The sequence below is a fragment of the Blautia sp. MSK18_10 genome, assembly GCF_020553185.1.
GTDB lineage: Bacteria > Bacillota > Clostridia > Lachnospirales > Lachnospiraceae > Blautia_A > Blautia_A wexlerae.
The window spans coordinates 1-20431 of the sequence record NZ_JAJCGT010000041.1 but is presented as its reverse complement, the minus strand read 5'-3'; the positions used below and the strand labels follow the sequence as shown (position 1 = coordinate 20431).

Sequence of the window (20431 nt, the reverse complement as noted above, 5' to 3'; positions counted from 1 at the left end):
AAATGGTAATAAAGAGGAGAAAACATCAATGGAAACAACAGAAAAAAATATGGAACATGGGGAACACTTCAACGAAAGTATTGTCAATGAAGTGATTCTGGAAGATATGAAAAAGAACAGGATCGATCATATGAAATATCTTCCGGGAATGGAAGTACTGGAAGAATCAGACGTGATGGATCAGGTTATTTCTGCCATGAATGCTTACGATTATGATAAATATACAGAGGCAGATGTACGCAGGGCACTTGCTCATGATAACCGTACACCAGAGGATTTTCAGGCATTGCTGTCTCCGGCTGCGTTGCCTCTTCTGGAGGAAATTGCGCAGGCTGCGCAGAAAGAAACCAGGAAACATTTTGGGAACAGTGTGTATATGTTTACCCCTATTTATATTGCAAATTACTGTGAAAATTACTGTATTTACTGCGGATTTAACTGCCATAATAAGATCCGCAGAGCAAAGCTGAATGCAGAAGAGATTGATAAGGAAATGGCTGCTATCGCAAAGACAGGACTGCAGGAAATCCTGATTCTTACAGGAGAGAGCAGAGCGAAATCTGATGTAAAATATATCGGGGAAGCATGTAAGATTGCCAGAAAATATTTCAAAGTAATCGGACTTGAAGTTTATCCTATGAATTCAGATGAGTATGCACATCTCCATGAGTGCGGAGCTGATTATGTAACGGTATTCCAGGAAACTTATAATTCAGATAAGTATGAAACTCTGCATCTTGCAGGTCACAAGCGTATATTTCCTTATCGTCTGAACGCACAGGAACGTGCTTTAAAGGGTGGTATGCGAGGAGTAGGATTTGCTGCACTTCTGGGACTGGATGATTTCCGTAAGGATGCTTTTGCCACCGGATATCATGCATATCTTTTGCAGAGAAAATATCCTCATGCAGAGATTGCATTTTCCTGTCCGAGACTTCGGCCGATCATCAACAATGACCGTATTAATCCTATGGATGTACATGAACCACAGCTGCTTCAGGTGGTCTGCGCCTATCGTCTATTCATGCCATTTGCAAGCATTACGGTATCTACCAGAGAGTGTGAGCGTGTACGCGATAACCTGGTTGGAATTGCTGCGACAAAGATTTCAGCAGGAGTCAGCACAGGAATCGGAAGTCATGTGGAGGATATCGAAGATAAAGGAGATGACCAGTTTGAGATTTCAGACGGAAGGTCTGTAGATGAAGTCTATAAGGCACTTTTGGATCATGATCTTCAGCCGGTTATGAATGATTATGTGTACCTCTAAAATACAGAAAAATCCTTATGAAAATGTAATTGCAGTGACCAACCGCTCCCTGTGTCAACGTCCCTTTGCAGAACAGATCGAGCGTGTATGCAGCCTTCATCCGAAGGCGGTTATTCTGAGGGAAAAGGATCTGCCGGAGGAAGAATATTCTCGTCTGGCAGAGCAGATACTGGAAATCTGTAAGAGATATCAGGTTCCCTGCATATTACATACCTATGTAAATGTAGCAGAAAAACTGCATCATCCATACATTCATCTGCCAATATTTCTGTTGGAAAAATATGAGGGAAAGCTTGGCGGTTTCCGGCAGATCGGAAGTTCGGTTCACTCCGTAGAAGATGCATTGAAAGCAGAAAGTCTGGGAGCTGATTATCTTACGGCAGGACATATTTATACAACTGACTGTAAAAAAGGACTTCCACCCAGAGGACTGGAATTTCTGGAGAATGTCTGTAAAGCAGTAAAGATTCCTGTATATGCCATAGGAGGGATACATCCGGGAACAGGACAGTTAAATGAGATTATGGAACATGGTTCAGCCGGTGGATGTATTATGTCAGATATGATGAAGATATAGTAAATAAAAAGCCGTATTTCAACAATCAAACATGTTGAAATACGGCTTTTATAAAAACATCATTCATCAAAAATAGTAACAATTTCACCATCCAGAATACGGTTTGTATTCTTTACGGCACAGAAGTTTCCGCACATACTGCAGGTGTCTTCTTTCTCAGGTTTGGCCTCTGCGCGGTAGCGTCTTGCTTTCTCAGGATCCATGCTGAGTTTGAACATTTCTTCCCAGTCAAGACGTTTTCTCGCTTCGCTCATCTTATAATCCCATTCTGCGGCACCGGGAACTCCTTTGGCAATATCAGCAGCATGAGCAGCAATTTTGGCAGCGATAATTCCCTCTTTTACATCAGCTGCATTTGGCAGACGAAGATGTTCTGCAGGTGTTACATAGCAGAGGAAAGCAGCACCTGAATAAGCAGCGATCGCACCGCCGATTGCGGAAGTAATGTGGTCATATCCGGGAGCAACATCTGTTACAAGCGGTCCAAGTACATAGAAAGGAGCGCCATGGCAAAGAGTTTTCTGGATTTCCATATTAGCTGCGATCTGGTTCAGCGGCATGTGGCCAGGTCCCTCGATCATAACCTGAACATCCTTTTCCCATGCACGTTTGGTAAGCTCACCGAGAGTGATCAGCTCTTCAATCTGTGCAGTATCAGTTGCATCTGCAATACATCCGGGACGACATGCATCTCCCAGACTTAAAGTGATATCATACTCTCTGCAGATATCAAGAATTTCATCAAAATGTTCATAGAACGGGTTCTCTTTTCCTGTCATTTCCATCCATGCGAACATAATAGAACCACCTCTGGAAACAATGTTCATGAGACGTTTATTCTGTTTGAAACGTGCTGCGGTTGCACGATTCATACCGCAGTGGATAGTCATAAAATCCACGCCGTCTTCTGCATGCATACGTACGATATCAATCCACTCTTCAGAAGTAATCTTACCAAGTGCTTTGTGATAATATACTACTGCGTCGTAGATCGGAACAGTACCGATCATTGCCGGACATTCGGATGTAAGTTTGCGGCGGAAGCTTCTGGTATCTCCGTAGGAGCTGAGATCCATGATGGCTTCTGCACCCATTTCTACTGCTGAATGTACCTTTTCATATTCCATATCAACGTCTTTCCAGTCTCTGGAAACACCTAAATTTACATTGATCTTGGTGGTCAGCTTTGCACCGACACCGCTCGGACTGATGCTCTTGTGATTTTTGTTGCAGGGAATAATTACCTGTCCTTTTGCAATCAGTTCTCTTAATTCTTCCACGTCAAAGTGTTCTTTTTCTGCTACGATTTCCATCTGTGGTGTGATGATTCCCTGACGTGCCGCGTCCATCTGCGTTGTATACTGTGTCATTTTTTCCTCCTTGCCCTGCACTGTGGGCTCTTAATTGCTGCACATAGTAATAGATAAACAGCAATATTAAATGAACTGCGCCTCCTGCATACAGCAGGGACTTGCACCTGCGCATATTCGTAAGTTTTTAAGTAAACTATTGGTGTGACAGAGAGTGGTGCCCCCGGTCTGTCGTGGCAATATTTTATTGCCTTTCAGGCGTATGAAATCATTTGCCTGACTATTTGTCCGCAATTAAAACAGGGGGGAGATAATATGATATGTCCGTTCAGAGTAAAAGGAAAACTGCAATATGCCAACAAGCATATTGCAGTGTGGAAGAACTATAACTTTCCCTACGTTGGCATTATCCAAATCAGGTAATGGGTTAAAGCGATACAGCTTACTCTCAGCCTGTTTACACAAGCACCCCTTGTCTCAATTACAATCAGTGTATCACTTAGATATGGGAAAGTCAATATAAAATTTTGGCTACGTCATTGATAACGTAGCCGGATTTATGCAATTGCTATGGATAACTATGGTCAGACTAAGGACATATTATAGGCTTTGGAATCAGAATGCCATACTTTGTTTTTCACTTTTTTATTGGCAATTACCTTAATGCCGTACTTGGTATTCTTTTTCATTCCGGTGAGTGTAAAGAAATTGGAAGTTGTTGTTTTTACTTTTTTGAAAGAACTGCTTCCCGGATATTTTATGTAAATACTGTAATTGTCTGCACCGGCAGTTCTGTTCCATTTTACGCTCATGGAGCTGTTTGTGTTGCCTGCTTTCTGAAGAGTGATGACATTGGAAATATATCTGTCCGTAGAGGTTGAACTTACATACCGTTTATTTCCCAGAACCAGGTAAGGGTAAATCTTCACCTGATAAAATGTATTGCCGGATATTGGAATGGTAAAGGAATATCTGGTATTAAAATATTTAGTTATAAGTTTGTGGGCTGCAGAACTCTGGTATACAACCTTATAACCTGTAATGGAGTTTGAAGGGTTTACAGTCTGCATATTGAAGGTATATCTGCCGGTTGATGCATAGGAAGATTTAATCTTTACCTTTGAATAAAGCGTGGTACATCCCACAGTACGGGAAGAAATCGCAATGCCGGATGAATTCAGTGCTGTGATTTTAATAACGTAAGCAGTTCCTGCTTTTAGCTTATTGATCTTAGCTTTGTTGCGGGTATTGCCAATATAGCCGAGAAAACGATAGGAAGAGGAACTTAAAGGGCTGATATTGACAGCATATTTGGAAGCATTGGTAACAGGGTTCCACTGAATAGTTACAGAATTCTCGGAAGCTGCTGTCTGTCTGATCCCTGGCTGGGCGGTAAGAGAAGCGCAGGCATTCTGTGCATCGGATGATTCAATGGCAGGGGCATCAGAATCGTCACTTTGAGTCAGTTCCACAGATTGTTCAGCGGGTACCAGCTGTGCTGTGGCTGCGAATACAGAGGAAGCGGACGATAATGTGAGAACAGCACTGAGTGCAATACTCACAAAGAATTTTTTAAAACTTCTTGCTTTCATAGTAAAACCTCCTTTTGAAGTGCAAAACGAGAGAAAAAAATCGTTTTGCAGATAGTACACCGAAGTGTGTCTGAGCAGATTTAAATAATAAAAAAGCTCCGTTAATGTTTGATTTATTGTAACATAACGGAGCTGAATTTCTGTAATTTGTCGTTGCGGGTAGTGGTTACTCATCCCATCCGTCATACATACGGATATTGACCTGAATATTTCTTACAATATCTCCCTCCAACAGATCCAGATCGGATTCATCGGAAATTGCAGGGAGATCCATTTCATCTTCCATTACTTCTGCATAAATCCAGTTATAAGCAGCCTCGTTTGCATTATCGATCGCATCGTCGAGAGTGTCGCCTTCAGCTTCACAACAGGCAAGATCCGGAAAAAATGCTTTATATCTGCCTTCTTCATTTTTGCGGAAAACCGCAGGATATATAAATTTCATTGGTAAGAACCCCTTTCTGCTTTACGTTTATACTTAGAATAGTATATAATACATTCATATATTCATCAAGAAAAAAAAGAGTTATTAGTAACATTGGTAACAGAAGGATAAGGGGTTATATAGTATGCTGACAATAGAAATGGATAATTTTGACCTGGGGCAGATCTGCAGATCCGGGCAGTGCTTTCGGATGGATCAGATCGGTGATGATCGTTACCGGGTGATTGCGGGAGATAAATATCTGGAACTGACTCAGGAGAGAGGAATTGTCAATTTCTTTTGTCCGGAAGAAGATTTCATTTTCTTCTGGATCCGGTATTTTGATCTGGATTGTGATTACAGTGAATATATAAACATGATCAATCCAAGGGATAAATATCTGACAGCAGCAGGAGAGATGGGAAGCGGAATCCGCATTCTGCAACAGGATCTGTGGGAGATGATTATTTCATTTCTGATCTCTCAACAGAATAATATTACAAGAATAAAGAAGTGTATTGAAAATATCAGCCGGGAATTTGGAGTAAGAAAAACAAGCAGCACAGGTGCAGAATATTATGCGTTTCCGACTGCAGAGGCATTGGCTTTGGCAACGGAAGAACAGCTTCGGGAGTGCAATCTGGGATACAGAGCAAAATATGTGCTGGACACAGCCAGAAAAGTCTGTTTCGGAGATATTTCACTTAACAGTCTGCATGATATGACTTATAAAGCTGCACGAAAAGAACTGCTGGGACTGTATGGAGTTGGTGAGAAAGTAGCTGACTGTATCTGTCTTTTCGGATTGCATCAGCTGGATGCATTTCCTGTAGATACTCACATCCGCCAGGCATTGGATGCCCATTATAAACGGGGATTTCCAAACAGACGTTATAAGGGCTGCCGGGGCGTGATGCAGCAGTATATATTTTATTATGAATTGATGAAGTAACAATTCGGCAGATAACGATGGAATAGTTATTTGATGAAGGTCAGAAAACAAAGAGAAGGAATGTTATTATGGAAATCGGAGCAATGTTAGACGAATTAAGAGAAAAAGCACTGAAAGACCGTAACATCTGGCAGGAACTGATGGATACCAGAAAGGCGGAACAGCCGCTTGCCGCTTTCTGCGCGAAGTGTCGGGAACTGGGATATCAGATTTATGAGATGGATCTGATCACAGCCGGAGAAGAATTTTATGCTACCATGCGAAGAAGTACAAACGGTGGAGGTGAAAACTCTCCGAAGCTTGCAGGGGAAGACGATTTCTATGAACTTTTCTTCGCAAGCCTTGAGGAGCACATTTAGACAAATAAGAAAGTCCTCATCTGCTGAGCTAGAGTGTGTCTGAAAAATCATTCCCGCAATCTGCACGCCCCACTTTGCGGGATATTTCACCCGAATTCAGTTGCCGTAGCCCACTACGGCGCCCTCATCCGGGCAAAATATCCCACAAATTGTGACGCACATCTTGCAGAAAGCCTTTTTCAGACACGCTCTGGTTAAAGAAACACAGAGATGGGGATTTTCTTTGGGATAATGTGTATAATGGTATGGATTATTTTGGTTATATGTGTATAAAATAATTATTCCTGGCTGTCTACACCATTTTTTTCACAGATATCATTCAGACAGCACCTGTCACAGTAAGGTTTAGTGCGTGCTGTACAGACATCGCGGCCATGATTGACCAGGCGGTGACAGAGATCATTGCCTTCTTCCGGCGGAATGATCTTCCATAAAGCCATTTCTACTTTCTTAGGTTCTTTCATATTATCGACCAGACCGATGCGGTTGGAGAGACGGATGCAATGGGTATCTGTCACGATCGCCGGTTTGCCGAATACATCTCCCATGATCAGATTGGCACTCTTTCTTCCGACTCCGGGAAGCTTCAGCAGAGCATCAAAATCCCCGGGAACATTGTCATGATACTGTTCGTGGAGGATTTTCATGCAGGCACTGATATCTCTTGCTTTACTCTTACCCAGACCACAGGGACGTACGATTGATTCGATATCTGCAACATCTGCATTTGCAAGAGCTTCTACAGTAGGGAACTTTGCATACAGATCCTGTACAACTACATTTACTCTTGCATCTGTACATTGTGCAGCCAGACGCACACTTACCAGTAATTTCCATGCATTATCATAATCCAGAGTGCAGTCCGCATCCGGATATTCCCTTTTTAACCGTTCAATGACCTCGAGAGCCAGTTCCTGTTTTGTCATAAATGTTCTATCTCCATTCTGCTGATATTTTATATTTGTTTTTCCTCAGGTGTATTTGAAAAATCATTCTCACAAATCATGACACACATCTTGCGAAAAACATTTTTCAAACACGCTCTTTTATTTCAGATGAGTTACTGTTTACTCTGTTCTCAGTAACGCAGCCAAAATTCATTCCAGATTGCCTGCGGCAATGGGATTTTGGCTTGTATGTCTCGGGATTTTGGCATATTTATGCTAAAACACCTCGCGGAATAGTGATATGTGAACAGTAACCAGTAATCATACGACACTATAATAACACAAACAACACCCTCTTGCATTTCCAATTTCCCTATATTAAAATAAAACCAACCATTGTAAACAAGAGGGAAAAGAATGAAGGTACGAATGTATAATGTAGGTTTCGGAGACTGCTTCTGTCTCCGGGACAGAAAGAAGAGTCTGCTGGTAGATTTCGGAACAAATAACAGCAGGATAGAGGGGCGCCCCAGAAGAGAAATATTTGATGTGATCATCTCAGATCTGTCTACGATCAAGAGTAAAAATCTGCTTCTGACACATTTTCATATGGATCATCTGTCAGGGCTTCTTTATATGATGAAGAAAAAAGATATTTCTGTTGACTTTGGGAAAATTTATCTTCCCGATGTTTTTTCAAAAAAAGAAATGAGCAGAACACTGGTGCTGCTGCTTCTGGCAGATTTGTTAAAAGAATCCGGATTGCCAAGCCGTCAGGTCAGCCTGTTTGCACTGGTGGATGCACTTCTGGAGAACAAACAGAACGTGGAACTGTTAAGCAGGGGAAAACTGTTTGAAAACAAATATCAGGCACTCTGGCCGGATACAGATGTAATCCGGAAGGAGACGGACGAAGTCTATAACAGAATCTGTGAAGACGGGAAATTTAAAGAAGTAATGGATGTTCTGCTTGAATTTGCAGAGAAACTGAGACTGATTGTATGGTCTATGACTGCTGAAGGCAATAAACCGGCGGAAACTGTGGAAAAAGAAACAGATTTAACAGCATCTGAGCTGACAGAACAGCCGGAGGTCCGTCAGAAAATTATCCGGGCATATGTGTATGAGCGTGAATTTCGCAGAATCAAAGCACTTCCTGATTTTAAGAAACTGCTGGCATGGCTGAATGAGAATCAGATAAATCTGCGGCAGTTTAAGCATAAGATCAGTATTGTGTTCCAGAATGCCAGAGACGGGGAATTAAATCTTTTGTTTACCGGGGATGCACAGCCTGAGCATCTGAAAATGATCGCAGAGAACTATGATGGAAAATTGCCATTATACGAACATTACTGGTGTATCAAGGTGCCCCATCATGGAACACAGGGACATTATTTTGATTTCTCTCAGTATGAACCTGAAAATATGCTGATCTCTAATGGAATCCATTTTGCCAACAGCAAGAAAGAGTCAAAAGAACTCCGTACTTCACCGCTCTATGGAGGCTTGTTTTATATTCCGGATACTCATATGTACTGTTCAAACTGTGACTGCTGCGACAGTTACGAGAACGGATGTTCCTGTAAGGAGGCGGATGTTATCTCTCCTGCTTATTACAAGGATATATAAAGCGGTATATTTTGCTCGGATTCGGTTGCCGTAGTTATAGTCTGATTTGAACTAATACAGTGGGAGATTTTTATGATTTTATGATCTGATAAACATAAAACAGCAGACATCTGTATATTCCATCGAATATACAATGCCTGCTGTTTGTTTTTTACAGAATTTATATGATCACAAATTTTATTGGATTATTTTGCCGGTGTCAGGTGCCAGATATCGTTGTTGTACTGTTCGATAGTTCTGTCAGAAGAGAAGAATCCGGCTTTTGCAATATTAACCAGCATCTTCTTTGCCCATGTTTTTCTGTCTGCGTAATCAGCCAGTGCCTGATCTTTCTTCTCAACATAATCGTTGAAGTCAAGCAGTGTCATGAACCAGTCTTTGCTTACCAGTTCGTGGTGCAGTCTTTCGAGATTTTCTTTGTGGCCAAGTGCCAGCATCTTTTCACTTACAATGAAGTCAACACATTCCTTGATGCGTTTGTCATTTTCATAAATATCTCTGGAGCAGTAGTCAGCTTTCTCGTAATGTTCGATAACTTTCTCACTGGATTCACCGAAGATATAGATGTTATCTTCACCAACCAGTTCGCTGATCTCAACATTAGCGCCATCCATAGTTCCCAGAGTAACGGCACCGTTCAGCATGAACTTCATGTTACCTGTACCACTTGCTTCTTTGGAAGCCAGGGAGATCTGCTCAGAAATATCGCATGCAGGGAATAATTTTTCGGCTGCGGATACATTGTAGTTCTCAACCATAACAAGCTTCATGTATGGTGCAACTTCCGGATCATCTTTGATGAGATCCTGGAGTGTGAGCAGAAGATGAATGATATCCTTTGCAATCACATAAGCAGGAGCTGCTTTTGCACCGAAGATAAAGGTTACAGGCTGAGCAGGTTTCTTTCCACCCTTAATCTCCAGATATTTGCTGATGATGTACAGAGCATTTAACTGCTGGCGTTTGTACTCATGGAGACGTTTGATCTGGATATCATAGATGCTGTTCTCATTAATTTCAACACCTGTGTTAGAGAGGATAAATTCTTTACAGGTTTTCTTAGCTTCTGTTTTGATCTCAAGAAGCTTGTTCAAAACTGCCTCATCATCCTTATATTTCAGGAGATTTTCCAGAGCAGTTGCATTTGTTTTAAACTCATCACCGATCAGAGAGGTAATATAGTCTGTCAGCGGATGATTGCAGTGCATTAACCAGCGGCGGAATGTGATACCGTTAGTTTTGTTGTTGAATTTCTCCGGATAAATATCATAGAAAGCCTTCAGCTCGCTTGTTTTCAGGATTTCTGTATGCAGGGCAGCAACACCGTTGATGGAGAATCCATAGTGGATATCCATATGTGCCATGTGAACCAGGTTGTTCTTGTCGATGATGGCTACATTTTCCTGAGGATATTTTGCTTTGATCTGTTCATCCAGCTTTTCGATGATTGGTACAAGGTGAGGAACTACATCAAGAAGGTAGTCCATTGGCCATTTTTCCAGAGCTTCTGCAAGGATGGTATGGTTTGTGTAAGCACATACTTTGGATACGATTTCAGCAGCTTCATCAAAGGCGATTCCACGTTTTGTCAGGAGACGGATCAGTTCCGGAATGACCATACTTGGGTGAGTATCGTTGATCTGGATCACTGCGTAGTCTGCAAGGTCATGCAGGTTGCAGCCTTTCTTTGTTGCCTCGTCAAGGATGAACTGTGCAGCATTGGATACCATGAAGTACTGCTGGAAGATACGGAGCTTACGTCCGTCATCATCGCTGTCATCCGGATACAGGAACAGTGTCAGGTTGTGAAGGATGTCCTTTTTGTTAAAGGAAATTCCATCGTGAACCATAGATTCATCTGCCAGATCAATGTCAAATAAGTGCAGATGAATGGATTTGTTATTGTAGCCTGCAACGTCGATATCGTACAGGGAAGATTTTAGTGAAAATCCGCGAAACGGTACAGTATAGGAAACACCTGCAGGTGTGAGCCAGCTGTGTTCTTCAATCCATGGGTTCGGAGTTTCCTTCTGAAGTCTGTTCTCAAAGAGCTGTTTGAAAAGACCCAGATGATAATTCAGACCAATACCTTCGCCCGGAAGACCGAGAGTTGCGATGGAATCCAGGAAGCATGCTGCCAGACGTCCAAGACCACCGTTTCCAAGAGATGGTTCCGGTTCAACTTCTTCGATGTCAGCGATGGCTTTTCCATTCTCTTTTAAGAATGCAGCAACATCATCATAGATTCCCAGATTGATCAGGTTGTTGGATAATAATTTACCGATCAGGAATTCTGCGGAAATATAATAGATTTTCTTCTTTCCATTATGATAGCCTTTTTCAAAGAGCTGATTTTTTGTATAGATTAATAATGCGTTGTAAATTTCTTCATTTGTGCACTGGCGTGCATTTTTCTTATACAGGTCATAGATGAGCTTTTCTAAATTTTCCATCGTAATCTCCCTTTCTGAAATAAATATGTGTTTTTTATGAGTTAGATTGCTTATTTTTTTAGGTTTGAATAGTGTATTGTCTTGGGTTATATCAGTAAGAGAAGTTCTCTTGCTGACATCTATAACTATATCAGCAGTCTATTCAAAAAAATACAACAAAATTGCGATTTTATGACAGGTTTCTGCGAAACTTATGAGGAGACATTCCGGTTGCCTGCTGGAACTTCTTGATGAAATAGCTGGTGTTGTTGAAACCTACTTCCAGTGCGATCTCTGTGACAGAGGAGTCGGAATGCAGAAGCAGAGGCTTGGCTTTCTCGATGCGCAGGTCATTGATGTAGGCGATCAGAGTCTTGCCGGTATATTGCTTAAACAGTTTCATAAAGTAGTATTCGCTGTAATTGGAGAGCGCAGTGAGCTCTGCCGCGGTCAGTGACTGTGAATAATTGAGGTTGATGTAGTCCAGGATCTTTTTAATAGAAGCAAGACTTTTGTTCTCTTCCTTATCTGCGGGAGTGATGTAATTTCCCATGAGCATTTCGTAGAAAAAGCTGAAGAACAGAGCCTTTAATTTTACGAAATAATACGGCTTTTTTTCTTTATGGCAGGAATGGATCCTGTCAAAAAGCAGGCAGATATTCCCATAATTGTCATCAGATCTGGAAATAATATGGGTAAATTCCGCCTGATTATCCATCAACAGGGAAATGACACGTTCCTGACATAAATCTCCCGCCGGGCCTGACAGAAAGTTCAGGTCAAAAACAATACTACGGAAATAAAGGATATTCTTCAGATCTGTTTTTATGCCATGGAGAACCCCACGGTTCACAATGATCAGGTCACCGGCCTTGACGCGGAGGATCTCTTTATTCAGACGGACCAGTCCGCTGCCAGATTCAATATAGATCAGTTCCATCTCGTCATGCCAGTGGTTGTAGAGGGAATGGAAGATTTCGCAGTTGTCTGTATAAGTTTCTATGGGAAGTTCAAAGGAGCCGTGAGAACTTCGTTCTTTCAGGGTATCATCTACTTCGATCGTGGGAGTAACTGGCATGGAAAGCGCCTCCTTTTTTCAGAGATTTTTTATCTGTAGTAAGACAATGGAATCAAAAGTATTATTATGGTCGATCCACTGATAAGAGCCATTATACTTCTGGCAGATATCTTCAATAATAGAAAGCCCATATCCATGAGCTCCCGGTTCTGATTTCGTAGTCTTATGTGTAAAAGTCTGCATCGGGTTCTTGGTATTGTGCATATACACAGTCAGAAATCCGTTGGAAATGTTTGCAGACAGCCGGATTTCAGGATCAGGATTGCCGGAAGCGCTACAAGCTTCGATAGCGTTGTCCAGAAGATTAAAAAATATACTGCTCAGGTCAGTCGTATTAATGGAAATCTTTTCCGGTAAAAGGATCTCGTAGGATACCTGGATATGTTTCTGTTCTGCACGAAGCCGTTTCCCTTCCAGGATTGCCTGCAACAGGTTATTCTGACAGTAAGGATGAAAGCGTTCCTTCTGAAAAGTCTGATTCAGATTTCTGATGGCAGTATCAGCCTGTTCATATTTTTCCTGTTCCAGGAGTGACTGGAAGTCCTGAAGTCCCTGTACAGTTTTGATCTGAAAATCCCGAGTATCCTGTCTGCGAATCTGAAGACTGTAATCCTGTTCCTGTTTTAATTGTTTCTGCTTTTGAAGAAAAGCCAGTTCCATTTCAGTATTGGATTTCTTTAACACATCAGAAAGAACGCAGTATAAAAGGATACAGATAAGGACCATAAATACTGCTAGGATCAGAAACATATGATCAATTTTTTCTGTATAAATTGTAGACAGAAAATATAGTAGCTGGAATACAAAGAGGAAGAGAAATAAAGGAATCAATTTAATGTTCTTTCTCATGACTGCAATCCTCCTCTGGTTGTTTTTCTTGTGGTCTGCAATTAATCCGGGACAGAACAGAAGCGGTATATGTTTCTGCTTCCTCATATTTTTTCATATCCATCAAATACATGACAGACATGATGTGATTCTCAATATCGTGATTCCATTTCCGGAGACTGGCATATTCATTACTTAACTGAACGGAATCGTTTATCTGCTTTTTCATCAGCTTAATTTCCATTTTTTTCTGTAAATATTCCCTGTGCTGTTGGGCTAAAGAACGGACTGCACGCAGAAACAACAGATAACTGCCGATGCATATGATCCAGTAAATGATGCTCAGAGCCAGAACTGCTTCGGGCTTTTTCTGAAGGGAAATTATAACATTGAGAAAAACCGGAGCGATCAGTGGCAGTAACAGTTGTAAAAAGGTGAGTATTTTCAAATAATCTATACACTGCCGCAGGATTTCTGATATTTTCCAGAGAAGAAACAGGCCAAGCAGGATGTTGGAGAGTTCGATAACGAAATATTCTGCAGGTGAACAACTGGATATCAGGTTGTGCGGAGTATAGGTATCGGTCGGTATAAAAAGATTATGAAGTGCAATGAAAACACTGGTACATAAAATTTCCGGACAGATTATCAGCAGCTGGAAAATAAAATAAACGGCTAATTTTTTCATAAAAGATGCCTGGAATAAAAAAAGTGTTACAAGAAATGTTGTAAGCTGAAATACGATTGTAATTCCATTATGCTGTGATTCACGTTTGATCCAAAATAACAGTGCCATAAATACTGACAGACACAAAAACAGCGGGAGTGAGATCTTGTGTTTGCTTGGCAGGATCCTGCAGCAAAAGTAAAGCAGTCCAAAACACAGATAAAGGCTGGATAGAATACACAAGAATAGATTGATCATATGACTGCTCATTTACTGCACCTCCCTGTGACCGGCAAGCATCATGAAAGCAAACGCGTCCTTAAACTGCTGGTAATAAGATCTGCTGACAGGGATCTCTGTATTATCAGAAAGTATAATGCCCTTATGACTGTAAGTACGTACAGCATGAAGATTAACGGCAAAGCTGTTATGGCAGAGACAGAAATCTGGTTTCATTCTTTCTGTAAGAGCTGTCAGTCTTTCTTTTGTTGTATATGTTCCTGTTCTGGTATAGATCGTGGTCTGCCTCAGATTTCGTTCCAGATAAAGAATATCGGAGCAGAGCACCTGATAATTGCGTGAATTTCCGGAGAAATACAGATACCGTGTATGCAGTTTCTCGAGCTTCTGGCATGCTGTCCTCAGAGCCAGAGGAAGATACTTTTCCATCTGCTGTTTATGGATAAAGTAGGCATGTTCTGTCTCATATACTGCGGTAGCATATTGCAGATACTGGCTGATAAAAATAATCTGAGTGTCCGGGCTGATATAGTTGATCTTTTCTGCAAGTGAGATGCCATTTACATTGTCAGAACCAAGATCAATATCTGTCAGTACAATGGAATAAGGACATCCATTTTCAGCAACAGTCCGGAGAAATTCATCACCGGATGCGAAATGTGTTATTTCAAAAGCTCCCGGAGGATACTTTTGCAGAATAGTATGTATTATTTCATAATGTGAAGGGTTGTCTTCGCAGATTGCAAGTTTCAAAATTGGATTAAGCTCCTTTGGATTAAAGTGGTTGTAGTTTCTTATGTCAGTGACAATATCTGTCGGATATGACAGATGGATAAAATGAATTTGTATTTCCAATAATCATACTATAAAAAATAACGGGATGCAATTTATCTGTGAGGAAGATTGGAAAAAAATGGTTAAATATGTAGTGAAATATGGGTGTTTATGTGAAAGTGTTATATTGAAACGTGAGATATGATATATTTTTGATAAGCAGTTGTAGTAACAAAATACTATTAAGGAGGAAAAACATATGGCAAGGAAAAAGTTAAGGAAAGTTCTGGCGTGGACTTTAGCTGCGACTATAGCAGTTAGTCCGGTGAATATGACATGGGCGTCAGAATCAGCAGATCTGTTTTCGGATAGCAGTGAAAATGTGGAATCTGTTGAAATACCTGCAGATGAGACTGATTCACAGCAGGGAGAAGTGGATACTCAGTCGATAGTATCTTCAGGTGAAGAAGATGAGGATGCTTTTATAGCGGAAGATCCTGTAGATGTGTTTTCGGCAGGAGATGAATCTGAGAGTAATGAAAAATTACTTGGTGAAACAAAAACAATTACTGGTGAAGAAGAATTGACAGTAAGTGCTTACGAACAATTTATTTTTAAACCAGAAGAAGCAGCTACGTATTGTATATCAACAAATAAGGATAGTGCCCTTGTTAATATAAAGCTTTTACCTACCAGTGGAACAGAGCCATATAAGGGCTCTTGTACATTGAAAACAACTTCAGGATCTTCTTATCCGATATATATTGCTGGCACAGACGGTGATGTAAATATTACGATAAAGAAAGTTCCTTCAATAAAAGAAATTTCTGTTGATGAACAGAAATTACCTTCAGATTATACATGTTTAACAGAAACTGTCATTGATAATGAGTTTCCTTCTGATTTACCAGTTACGGTAATATTGGATGATGAAAATGAAACTGAATTGAAGACAAATAGCGGATATATTGATGGATATGGAGAAGTTGGTATTGTATATGAAAATTCTAATGGAGAATTTTTGTGGGATGAAAGCTCTGGAAATACAAGGCCTCTGCGTCCAACTGTTTTAGGTCAATATAAGTATCATTTTTTCTGCAAGGCAGATCCAAGTGTTAAGAGTGAAGGTTATGATGTTAATGTAAAAACATTTGATAAATTTTTTGCAGATAATACAGTAACCGAAAAGGGAGATTCTTTTGAAATTCTTCTTAATCATGGGACATATATAAAAAATTATGATAATGATTATCCGTATAATTATGGGTTTAAACTTAATGTAGCGGAAACGACTACATATTATAAGAATTTTAGTGATATTTTTTATATTAAAAGTTGGAACTCTGCTGATAGACTTTGGGAAACAAAATGTTGGGAGGAAGATGAAGCGCTTGAACTGCAAGCAGGAACTTATTATATGATTTTGGCTCAAAAACGGCCGATGGATCTTTCTCTTAAGGTAACGATAACTTCAGAAGCACCTCAGGAAAGTAAAATTTCCAATATAAGCATGAAGGATTCACAGGAACTTCCGATTCTGTATGATGAATATCTGCAATGTATGGAAAAGGAGGATTTAGAGAAATGCTTGAGAAATGTAGAATTTGAGGTTGATTTATCCGATGATACTTCAAGAACGATCAAACTTGGCGATGAAATAGAGGAATATGGAGAATTGTATATCTCGTCTTTTGATCGTAAGGAAGATGGTACACAGTATACAATTGGATTAAGTTTTGATGAAGATGAATATGAAACGCCTTACTATATTGATTTAAATGTAGCACATGTAACAGATTCAGGAAATGAAATCGGTGGATTATCTAATAGTGAGGATTCTTCTAAAACATATACATTTTCAGGAAATGATGATGCAAGATATTTTTATATAGAAAATAAGTTAGATATAGCACAGACTTTTAAACTTGGCTTTGTAGGTCATACAGAAGATGCTGATACTACATTACTTGCAGCAACTTTTAATGGAAGTACGTGGTCTTATCAGAAATTATGGCTAGATAGATATGCGGATAAAGTTTATGCTGACAGATCAGTTGCTTTAAGTGCAGGCTCTAAAATGTATCTGGGATATTTTGGGGATGCAGCTTCAGTAGAACTTGTCACAGATAATATTCAGATAAATAGTATTAAATTAAATCAGAATAGCCAACAGATTCTTAAAGGTGTAAGTCACTTAACAGATGTATTGGAAGATTTGTATTTTGAAGTAGAATATAAAGTAAATGGAAAAACATATAGTGTATTACTTTCGCCAGATGAAAGTGATGATAATCCGGATAATTTAAGTATCGAAGTCTTATTTGATGATATATATTCTTCTGTTAAAGAGTTAGAACCCGGAATGCATAGAGTAAAATGTTGTATTCCAGAGATAAGGAATGAATATAGAGATGCTGGAGAATTAGAAGTCCTTTCATATACTGAACTCTTTGAGTCACCTTCAAGTGTAGGTAAAACAGTTTCTTTTGATAAAACTAAAACATTCAGAGGAATGAATTATGTGGGCTTTAATATTCCAAAAACAGGGTCTTATAAGATTTCTTTCCTTTCTGATAATAATTATGAAGGAGACTATAAATTTGTAGCAGCAGATATTAATGGATGCTATACAATAAACAGTTTAAGCATGATGAGTCCATATGGGCATCATCGTTATTTGGATGCAGGGCTTTACATGGTTTTTGCGCAAGGAGTATCGAATATTACTGTAAGTGCTACAACTTTAGACGACTTGAAAACATTGTATCAGGAATGCTTAAAGTTGGATAAAACTATTTATGAAGAAGGCAGTTGGGAATTTTTTGAGACAGCTTTGACTGGGGTAAAAGATTTCCTGGATAGTTGTAATGATGATTATGATGAGAAAGAACTTGCAGACAAATTAAATTATTTAATTTATTCCAGAGATAGCCTGATAGAAAAGACTGAAATTGATCTTAGCAAGAATCCGCGGTTTGAGTGGAATACACGTAGAGAAACAGAAATAGCTGATGATGGTACTGTTATAGTAGGAGAATACGAGGTATACGCTATTTTCCAGTGTACAGATAATGAATATCATACAATAGCGAGAAGATGCGATGTGATACCAATGTCAGTGAACAGTGTTGATGGAAAGGTAAGTGTTATCTATTTTGATGCAACTGTAACAATGAATGGTAAAGAATTTACCAGCAGAAAGATAATCCCAACAAATACATTAAAAAAAGATGAAAAAAGAAATTGTATTTCTACAGAAGTTATTGTTGAATCAGGTGTGACTAATGCGACAGTTACTGGGTTGGATAAAATTAATGTAAAGGATATCCTGTCACCTAAAGAAATAGAAAAGTATGAGGATCCAAATACAAAGGTGGATATTAATATATCTACAAAAGTGACGGAGATTACGGAGACAGTTTCTAAAGAAGAAGTTTCCAAGGCAGAAACAGAACTGGATAATATTATAAAAGATATAGCTGTAAGTCCGAAGCAGAAAAAAATAGAATACTTTGATATATCTATGCGTAAGAATATCAAAACTGGAAATAATGAAGTTAAATCAAGTGAAATTAAGGATACAAAAAATGAAGTCACAGTTGAACTGGAACTTTCAGAAGAAGCACGGAATGTTCCTTCTGGATTTACCAGAAACTTTTATGTAATCCGTATCCATGACAGCAAAGTTGATCGTCTGGATGCAACACGTAATGGTAATAACCTGAGCTTCAAAACCAATAAATTTTCTACTTATGCAGTAGCATACGTGGATGTGAAAAACAACACATCTTCACCAAGCTATCCAAGTACACCGAGCTATCCTGTAACAGATGTAACTTTATCACACGATAAAGCAGATCTGACAAAAGTGGGTGAAACTTTACAGCTTACAGCAACAGTGAAACCGTCTTATGCAGACAACAAGACAATCACATGGAAATCCAGTGACGAGAAGGTTGCAACAGTAGATAAAGATGGTAAAGTAACAGCAGTTGCCAACGGAACAGCAACCATCACAGCAACATCAGCAGATGGAAAACACAGCGCAACAGCAACTATCATAGTAAAGATTGCACCTGAGAAACTGACACTTACAACAGAAAATAAAATGCTTACAAAGATTGGTGACAATCTGCAGATTACAGCAAAGGTAGAACCAGATAATGCATATGATAAGCTGATCTGGAAATCCAGTGATGAGAAGGTTGCTACTGTAGATGCTGAAGGAAAAGTGACGGCAGTGGGCAATGGTGAAGCTACTATCACAGCAACGACAGAAAATGGTAAATTCAGTGAATCAGTAACTATTACAGTAAAGCTTTCGAACGAACCAACTATAAATACAATAACAGGATATGGAAATCTGAAAGCACGTTCTGTAACTCAGTCTAATAATTCTATAAAGGTAGAATGGACAAGAATCAGTGGAGCAGACGGATATATCGTTTATGGCAGCCGTTGTAATGGTAATGGAAAAGTTTATAAATATAAAAAACTTGCTACAATAACAAATGGAAAGACCAGAACATGGACGCACACTAAACTGAAAAAAGAAACTTACTATAAATACATAGTAAAAGCATACAAATTGGTGGATGGAAAGAAAGTGATTACAGATGCTTCTGTATCCATACATGCTGTAACTAAAGGTGGAAACTATGGAGTAGCAAAAACAGTTTCTATTACAAAGATTGGAAACAAGAAGAATGCCACAGAAGTAATCTTAAAGAAAGGCAAAACAGCTCAGATCACAGCAGTAGAAGTAAAGAAAGACAAGAAAATCAAACATCACAGAAAGCTCTGCTATGAAAGCAGCAATACGAATGTAGCAACAGTAACATCAAGCGGTATGATCAAAGCAACAGGAAAAGGAAGCTGTACTGTATGGGTATATGCACAAAATGGCGTGTATAAAGCAATTACAGTAACTGTAAAGTAAATTTCAAACAGAGGCTGTGCACCAAACTGGTGTGCAGTTTCTGGAAAGATAAATATATTAAAAAATAAATATTCTGTGTCAAATATGTAGCGAAATATAGTTGTTCATGTACTTTAACACTAGATCTAAAAAAGACATGATATAATCAAAGAATGGAAACAAAGAAGCGATTTTAAAGACTTTGTGCGTGAAAAAATTATTATTTCCGGTACTTTCAAGCGCTGAATATAGAATATATGTGAAAGCGGTATTGTTTCCATGGGAGAAGAAAAATATTATAAGAATGACTGTCTGAAAATCATTATGGACATGTATAAAGTGATTGGAAGTATCGGGAAAGGAAAAGTATACGGTAACGTATTAAGACATGTGGAGATAGAATGTAAATTGTTCAAAAAATAATCCCCCGGAGGTATCTTGGTATGCTCCCCGTCAAGAGGACAATAAAAAATAATAAATTTTTGTATCGTCAG

Annotated in this window: 15 protein-coding genes, 2 pseudogenes and 1 riboswitch; of the genes and pseudogenes, 7 read left to right on the top strand and 10 right to left on the bottom strand. The window is 39.4% G+C overall.

All coding sequences use genetic code 11. The features are described 5' to 3' along the window. Nucleotides 1–28: 28 nt before the first annotated feature. Both thiH and LI074_RS14045 read left to right on the top strand, forming a co-directional pair. A complete protein-coding gene (gene thiH / locus LI074_RS14050; protein WP_008707072.1) occupies nucleotides 29–1270 on the top strand; it encodes a 2-iminoacetate synthase ThiH in 1242 nt (413 codons plus the stop codon). Beyond that, nucleotides 1251–1847, top strand: coding sequence for a thiamine phosphate synthase (locus tag LI074_RS14045; protein ID WP_173698314.1), 597 nt, complete (start codon nucleotides 1251–1253; stop codon nucleotides 1845–1847). Before thiH ends, LI074_RS14045 begins: the two co-directional genes overlap by 20 nt. Nucleotides 1848–1906: 59 nt before the next feature. On the opposite strand, the gene thiC is transcribed toward LI074_RS14045, so the two are convergent. The 3 genes from thiC to LI074_RS14030 form a co-directional block, all read right to left on the bottom strand. Further along, entirely contained in the window at nucleotides 1907–3217 is a 1311-nt protein-coding gene (thiC, locus tag LI074_RS14040; RefSeq protein ID WP_008707069.1) for a phosphomethylpyrimidine synthase ThiC, read from the bottom strand. A 314-nt stretch (nucleotides 3218–3531) separates the two neighbouring features. Continuing rightward, nucleotides 3532–3640: riboswitch (TPP riboswitch) on the bottom strand. Nucleotides 3641–3741: 101 nt separating this feature from the next. Continuing rightward, a complete protein-coding gene (locus LI074_RS14035; protein ID WP_173698313.1) occupies nucleotides 3742–4749 on the bottom strand; it encodes a fibronectin type III domain-containing protein in 1008 nt (335 codons plus the stop codon). A gap of 166 nt (nucleotides 4750–4915) precedes the next feature. Continuing rightward, nucleotides 4916–5194 carry a type II toxin-antitoxin system HicB family antitoxin gene (locus tag LI074_RS14030; RefSeq protein WP_008707065.1) on the bottom strand — a complete coding sequence of 93 codons (279 nt, stop codon included), beginning with the start codon at nucleotides 5192–5194 and terminating at the stop codon, nucleotides 4916–4918. A 124-nt stretch (nucleotides 5195–5318) separates the two neighbouring features. Here LI074_RS14030 and LI074_RS14025 point away from each other — a divergent pair, with 124 nt between their 5' ends. Then, nucleotides 5319–6125: a DNA-3-methyladenine glycosylase family protein gene (locus LI074_RS14025; RefSeq protein WP_008707063.1), complete on the top strand. Its 807-nt coding sequence runs from the start codon at nucleotides 5319–5321 to the stop codon at nucleotides 6123–6125. A 95-nt stretch (nucleotides 6126–6220) separates the two neighbouring features. Here the strand turns inward: LI074_RS14025 and LI074_RS17990 are convergent. Further along, nucleotides 6221–6625, bottom strand: a pseudogene (locus LI074_RS17990) (DUF6783 domain-containing protein). On the opposite strand from LI074_RS17990, the pseudogene LI074_RS17985 reads away from it, so the two are divergent. Further along, a pseudogene (locus LI074_RS17985) lies at nucleotides 6584–6682 on the top strand (DUF6783 domain-containing protein); the annotation flags it as partial. The pseudogenes LI074_RS17990 and LI074_RS17985 overlap by 42 nt on opposite strands. 80 nt (nucleotides 6683–6762) lie before the next feature. On the opposite strand, the gene LI074_RS14015 reads toward LI074_RS17985, so the two are convergent. Further along, nucleotides 6763–7410, bottom strand: coding sequence for an endonuclease III domain-containing protein (locus tag LI074_RS14015; protein WP_118566321.1), 648 nt, complete (start codon nucleotides 7408–7410; stop codon nucleotides 6763–6765). 378 nt (nucleotides 7411–7788) lie between these two features. Between LI074_RS14015 and LI074_RS14010 the strand changes: the two genes are divergently transcribed. Continuing rightward, nucleotides 7789–9000, top strand: a complete 1212-nt coding sequence (locus tag LI074_RS14010; protein WP_008707060.1) for an MBL fold metallo-hydrolase — start codon at nucleotides 7789–7791, stop codon at nucleotides 8998–9000. A gap of 185 nt (nucleotides 9001–9185) precedes the next feature. Here LI074_RS14010 and LI074_RS14005 read toward each other — a convergent pair whose 3' ends face one another. The 5 genes from LI074_RS14005 to LI074_RS13985 form a co-directional block, all read right to left on the bottom strand. Continuing rightward, a complete protein-coding gene (locus LI074_RS14005; protein WP_173698312.1) occupies nucleotides 9186–11453 on the bottom strand; it encodes a glycogen/starch/alpha-glucan phosphorylase in 2268 nt (755 codons plus the stop codon). A 169-nt stretch (nucleotides 11454–11622) separates the two neighbouring features. Continuing rightward, nucleotides 11623–12510: an AraC family transcriptional regulator gene (locus LI074_RS14000; protein ID WP_022380938.1), complete on the bottom strand. Its 888-nt coding sequence runs from the start codon at nucleotides 12508–12510 to the stop codon at nucleotides 11623–11625. An 18-nt stretch (nucleotides 12511–12528) separates the two neighbouring features. Beyond that, the gene (locus LI074_RS13995) at nucleotides 12529–13359 is read right to left on the bottom strand and encodes a sensor histidine kinase (RefSeq protein WP_055053339.1); all 831 of its coding nucleotides are present in this window, start codon (nucleotides 13357–13359) and stop codon (nucleotides 12529–12531) included. Continuing rightward, nucleotides 13343–14026, bottom strand: a complete 684-nt coding sequence (locus LI074_RS13990; RefSeq protein ID WP_147418846.1) for a hypothetical protein — start codon at nucleotides 14024–14026, stop codon at nucleotides 13343–13345. Before LI074_RS13990 ends, LI074_RS13995 begins: the two co-directional genes overlap by 17 nt. A gap of 249 nt (nucleotides 14027–14275) precedes the next feature. Next, complete coding sequence (locus LI074_RS13985) at nucleotides 14276–14998, bottom strand: LytR/AlgR family response regulator transcription factor (RefSeq protein WP_055053386.1); 723 nt, start codon at nucleotides 14996–14998, stop codon at nucleotides 14276–14278. Between the two features lie 526 nt (nucleotides 14999–15524). On the opposite strand from LI074_RS13985, the gene LI074_RS13980 reads away from it, so the two are divergent. Next, nucleotides 15525–19958, top strand: a complete 4434-nt coding sequence (locus tag LI074_RS13980; RefSeq protein WP_265107679.1) for an Ig-like domain-containing protein — start codon at nucleotides 15525–15527, stop codon at nucleotides 19956–19958. A 258-nt stretch (nucleotides 19959–20216) separates the two neighbouring features. After that, on the top strand, nucleotides 20217–20360 hold the full coding sequence (locus LI074_RS13975) for a hypothetical protein (protein ID WP_173698310.1): 144 nt from the start codon (nucleotides 20217–20219) through the stop codon (nucleotides 20358–20360). The last annotated feature ends 71 nt before the right edge of the window (nucleotides 20361–20431 follow it).

Coding starts and splice junctions, on each gene's coding strand:
- thiH (WP_008707072.1), top strand. CDS start 29: ATGGAAACAACAGAAAAAAATATGGAACATGGGGAACACTTCAACGAA.
- LI074_RS14045 (WP_173698314.1), top strand. CDS start 1,251: ATGATTATGTGTACCTCTAAAATACAGAAAAATCCTTATGAAAATGTA.
- thiC (WP_008707069.1), bottom strand. CDS start 3,217: ATGACACAGTATACAACGCAGATGGACGCGGCACGTCAGGGAATCATC.
- LI074_RS14035 (WP_173698313.1), bottom strand. CDS start 4,749: ATGAAAGCAAGAAGTTTTAAAAAATTCTTTGTGAGTATTGCACTCAGT.
- LI074_RS14030 (WP_008707065.1), bottom strand. CDS start 5,194: ATGAAATTTATATATCCTGCGGTTTTCCGCAAAAATGAAGAAGGCAGA.
- LI074_RS14025 (WP_008707063.1), top strand. CDS start 5,319: ATGCTGACAATAGAAATGGATAATTTTGACCTGGGGCAGATCTGCAGA.
- LI074_RS14015 (WP_118566321.1), bottom strand. CDS start 7,410: ATGACAAAACAGGAACTGGCTCTCGAGGTCATTGAACGGTTAAAAAGG.
- LI074_RS14010 (WP_008707060.1), top strand. CDS start 7,789: ATGAAGGTACGAATGTATAATGTAGGTTTCGGAGACTGCTTCTGTCTC.
- LI074_RS14005 (WP_173698312.1), bottom strand. CDS start 11,453: ATGGAAAATTTAGAAAAGCTCATCTATGACCTGTATAAGAAAAATGCA.
- LI074_RS14000 (WP_022380938.1), bottom strand. CDS start 12,510: ATGCCAGTTACTCCCACGATCGAAGTAGATGATACCCTGAAAGAACGA.
- LI074_RS13995 (WP_055053339.1), bottom strand. CDS start 13,359: ATGAGAAAGAACATTAAATTGATTCCTTTATTTCTCTTCCTCTTTGTA.
- LI074_RS13990 (WP_147418846.1), bottom strand. CDS start 14,026: ATGAAAAAATTAGCCGTTTATTTTATTTTCCAGCTGCTGATAATCTGT.
- LI074_RS13975 (WP_173698310.1), top strand. CDS start 20,217: ATGGGAGAAGAAAAATATTATAAGAATGACTGTCTGAAAATCATTATG.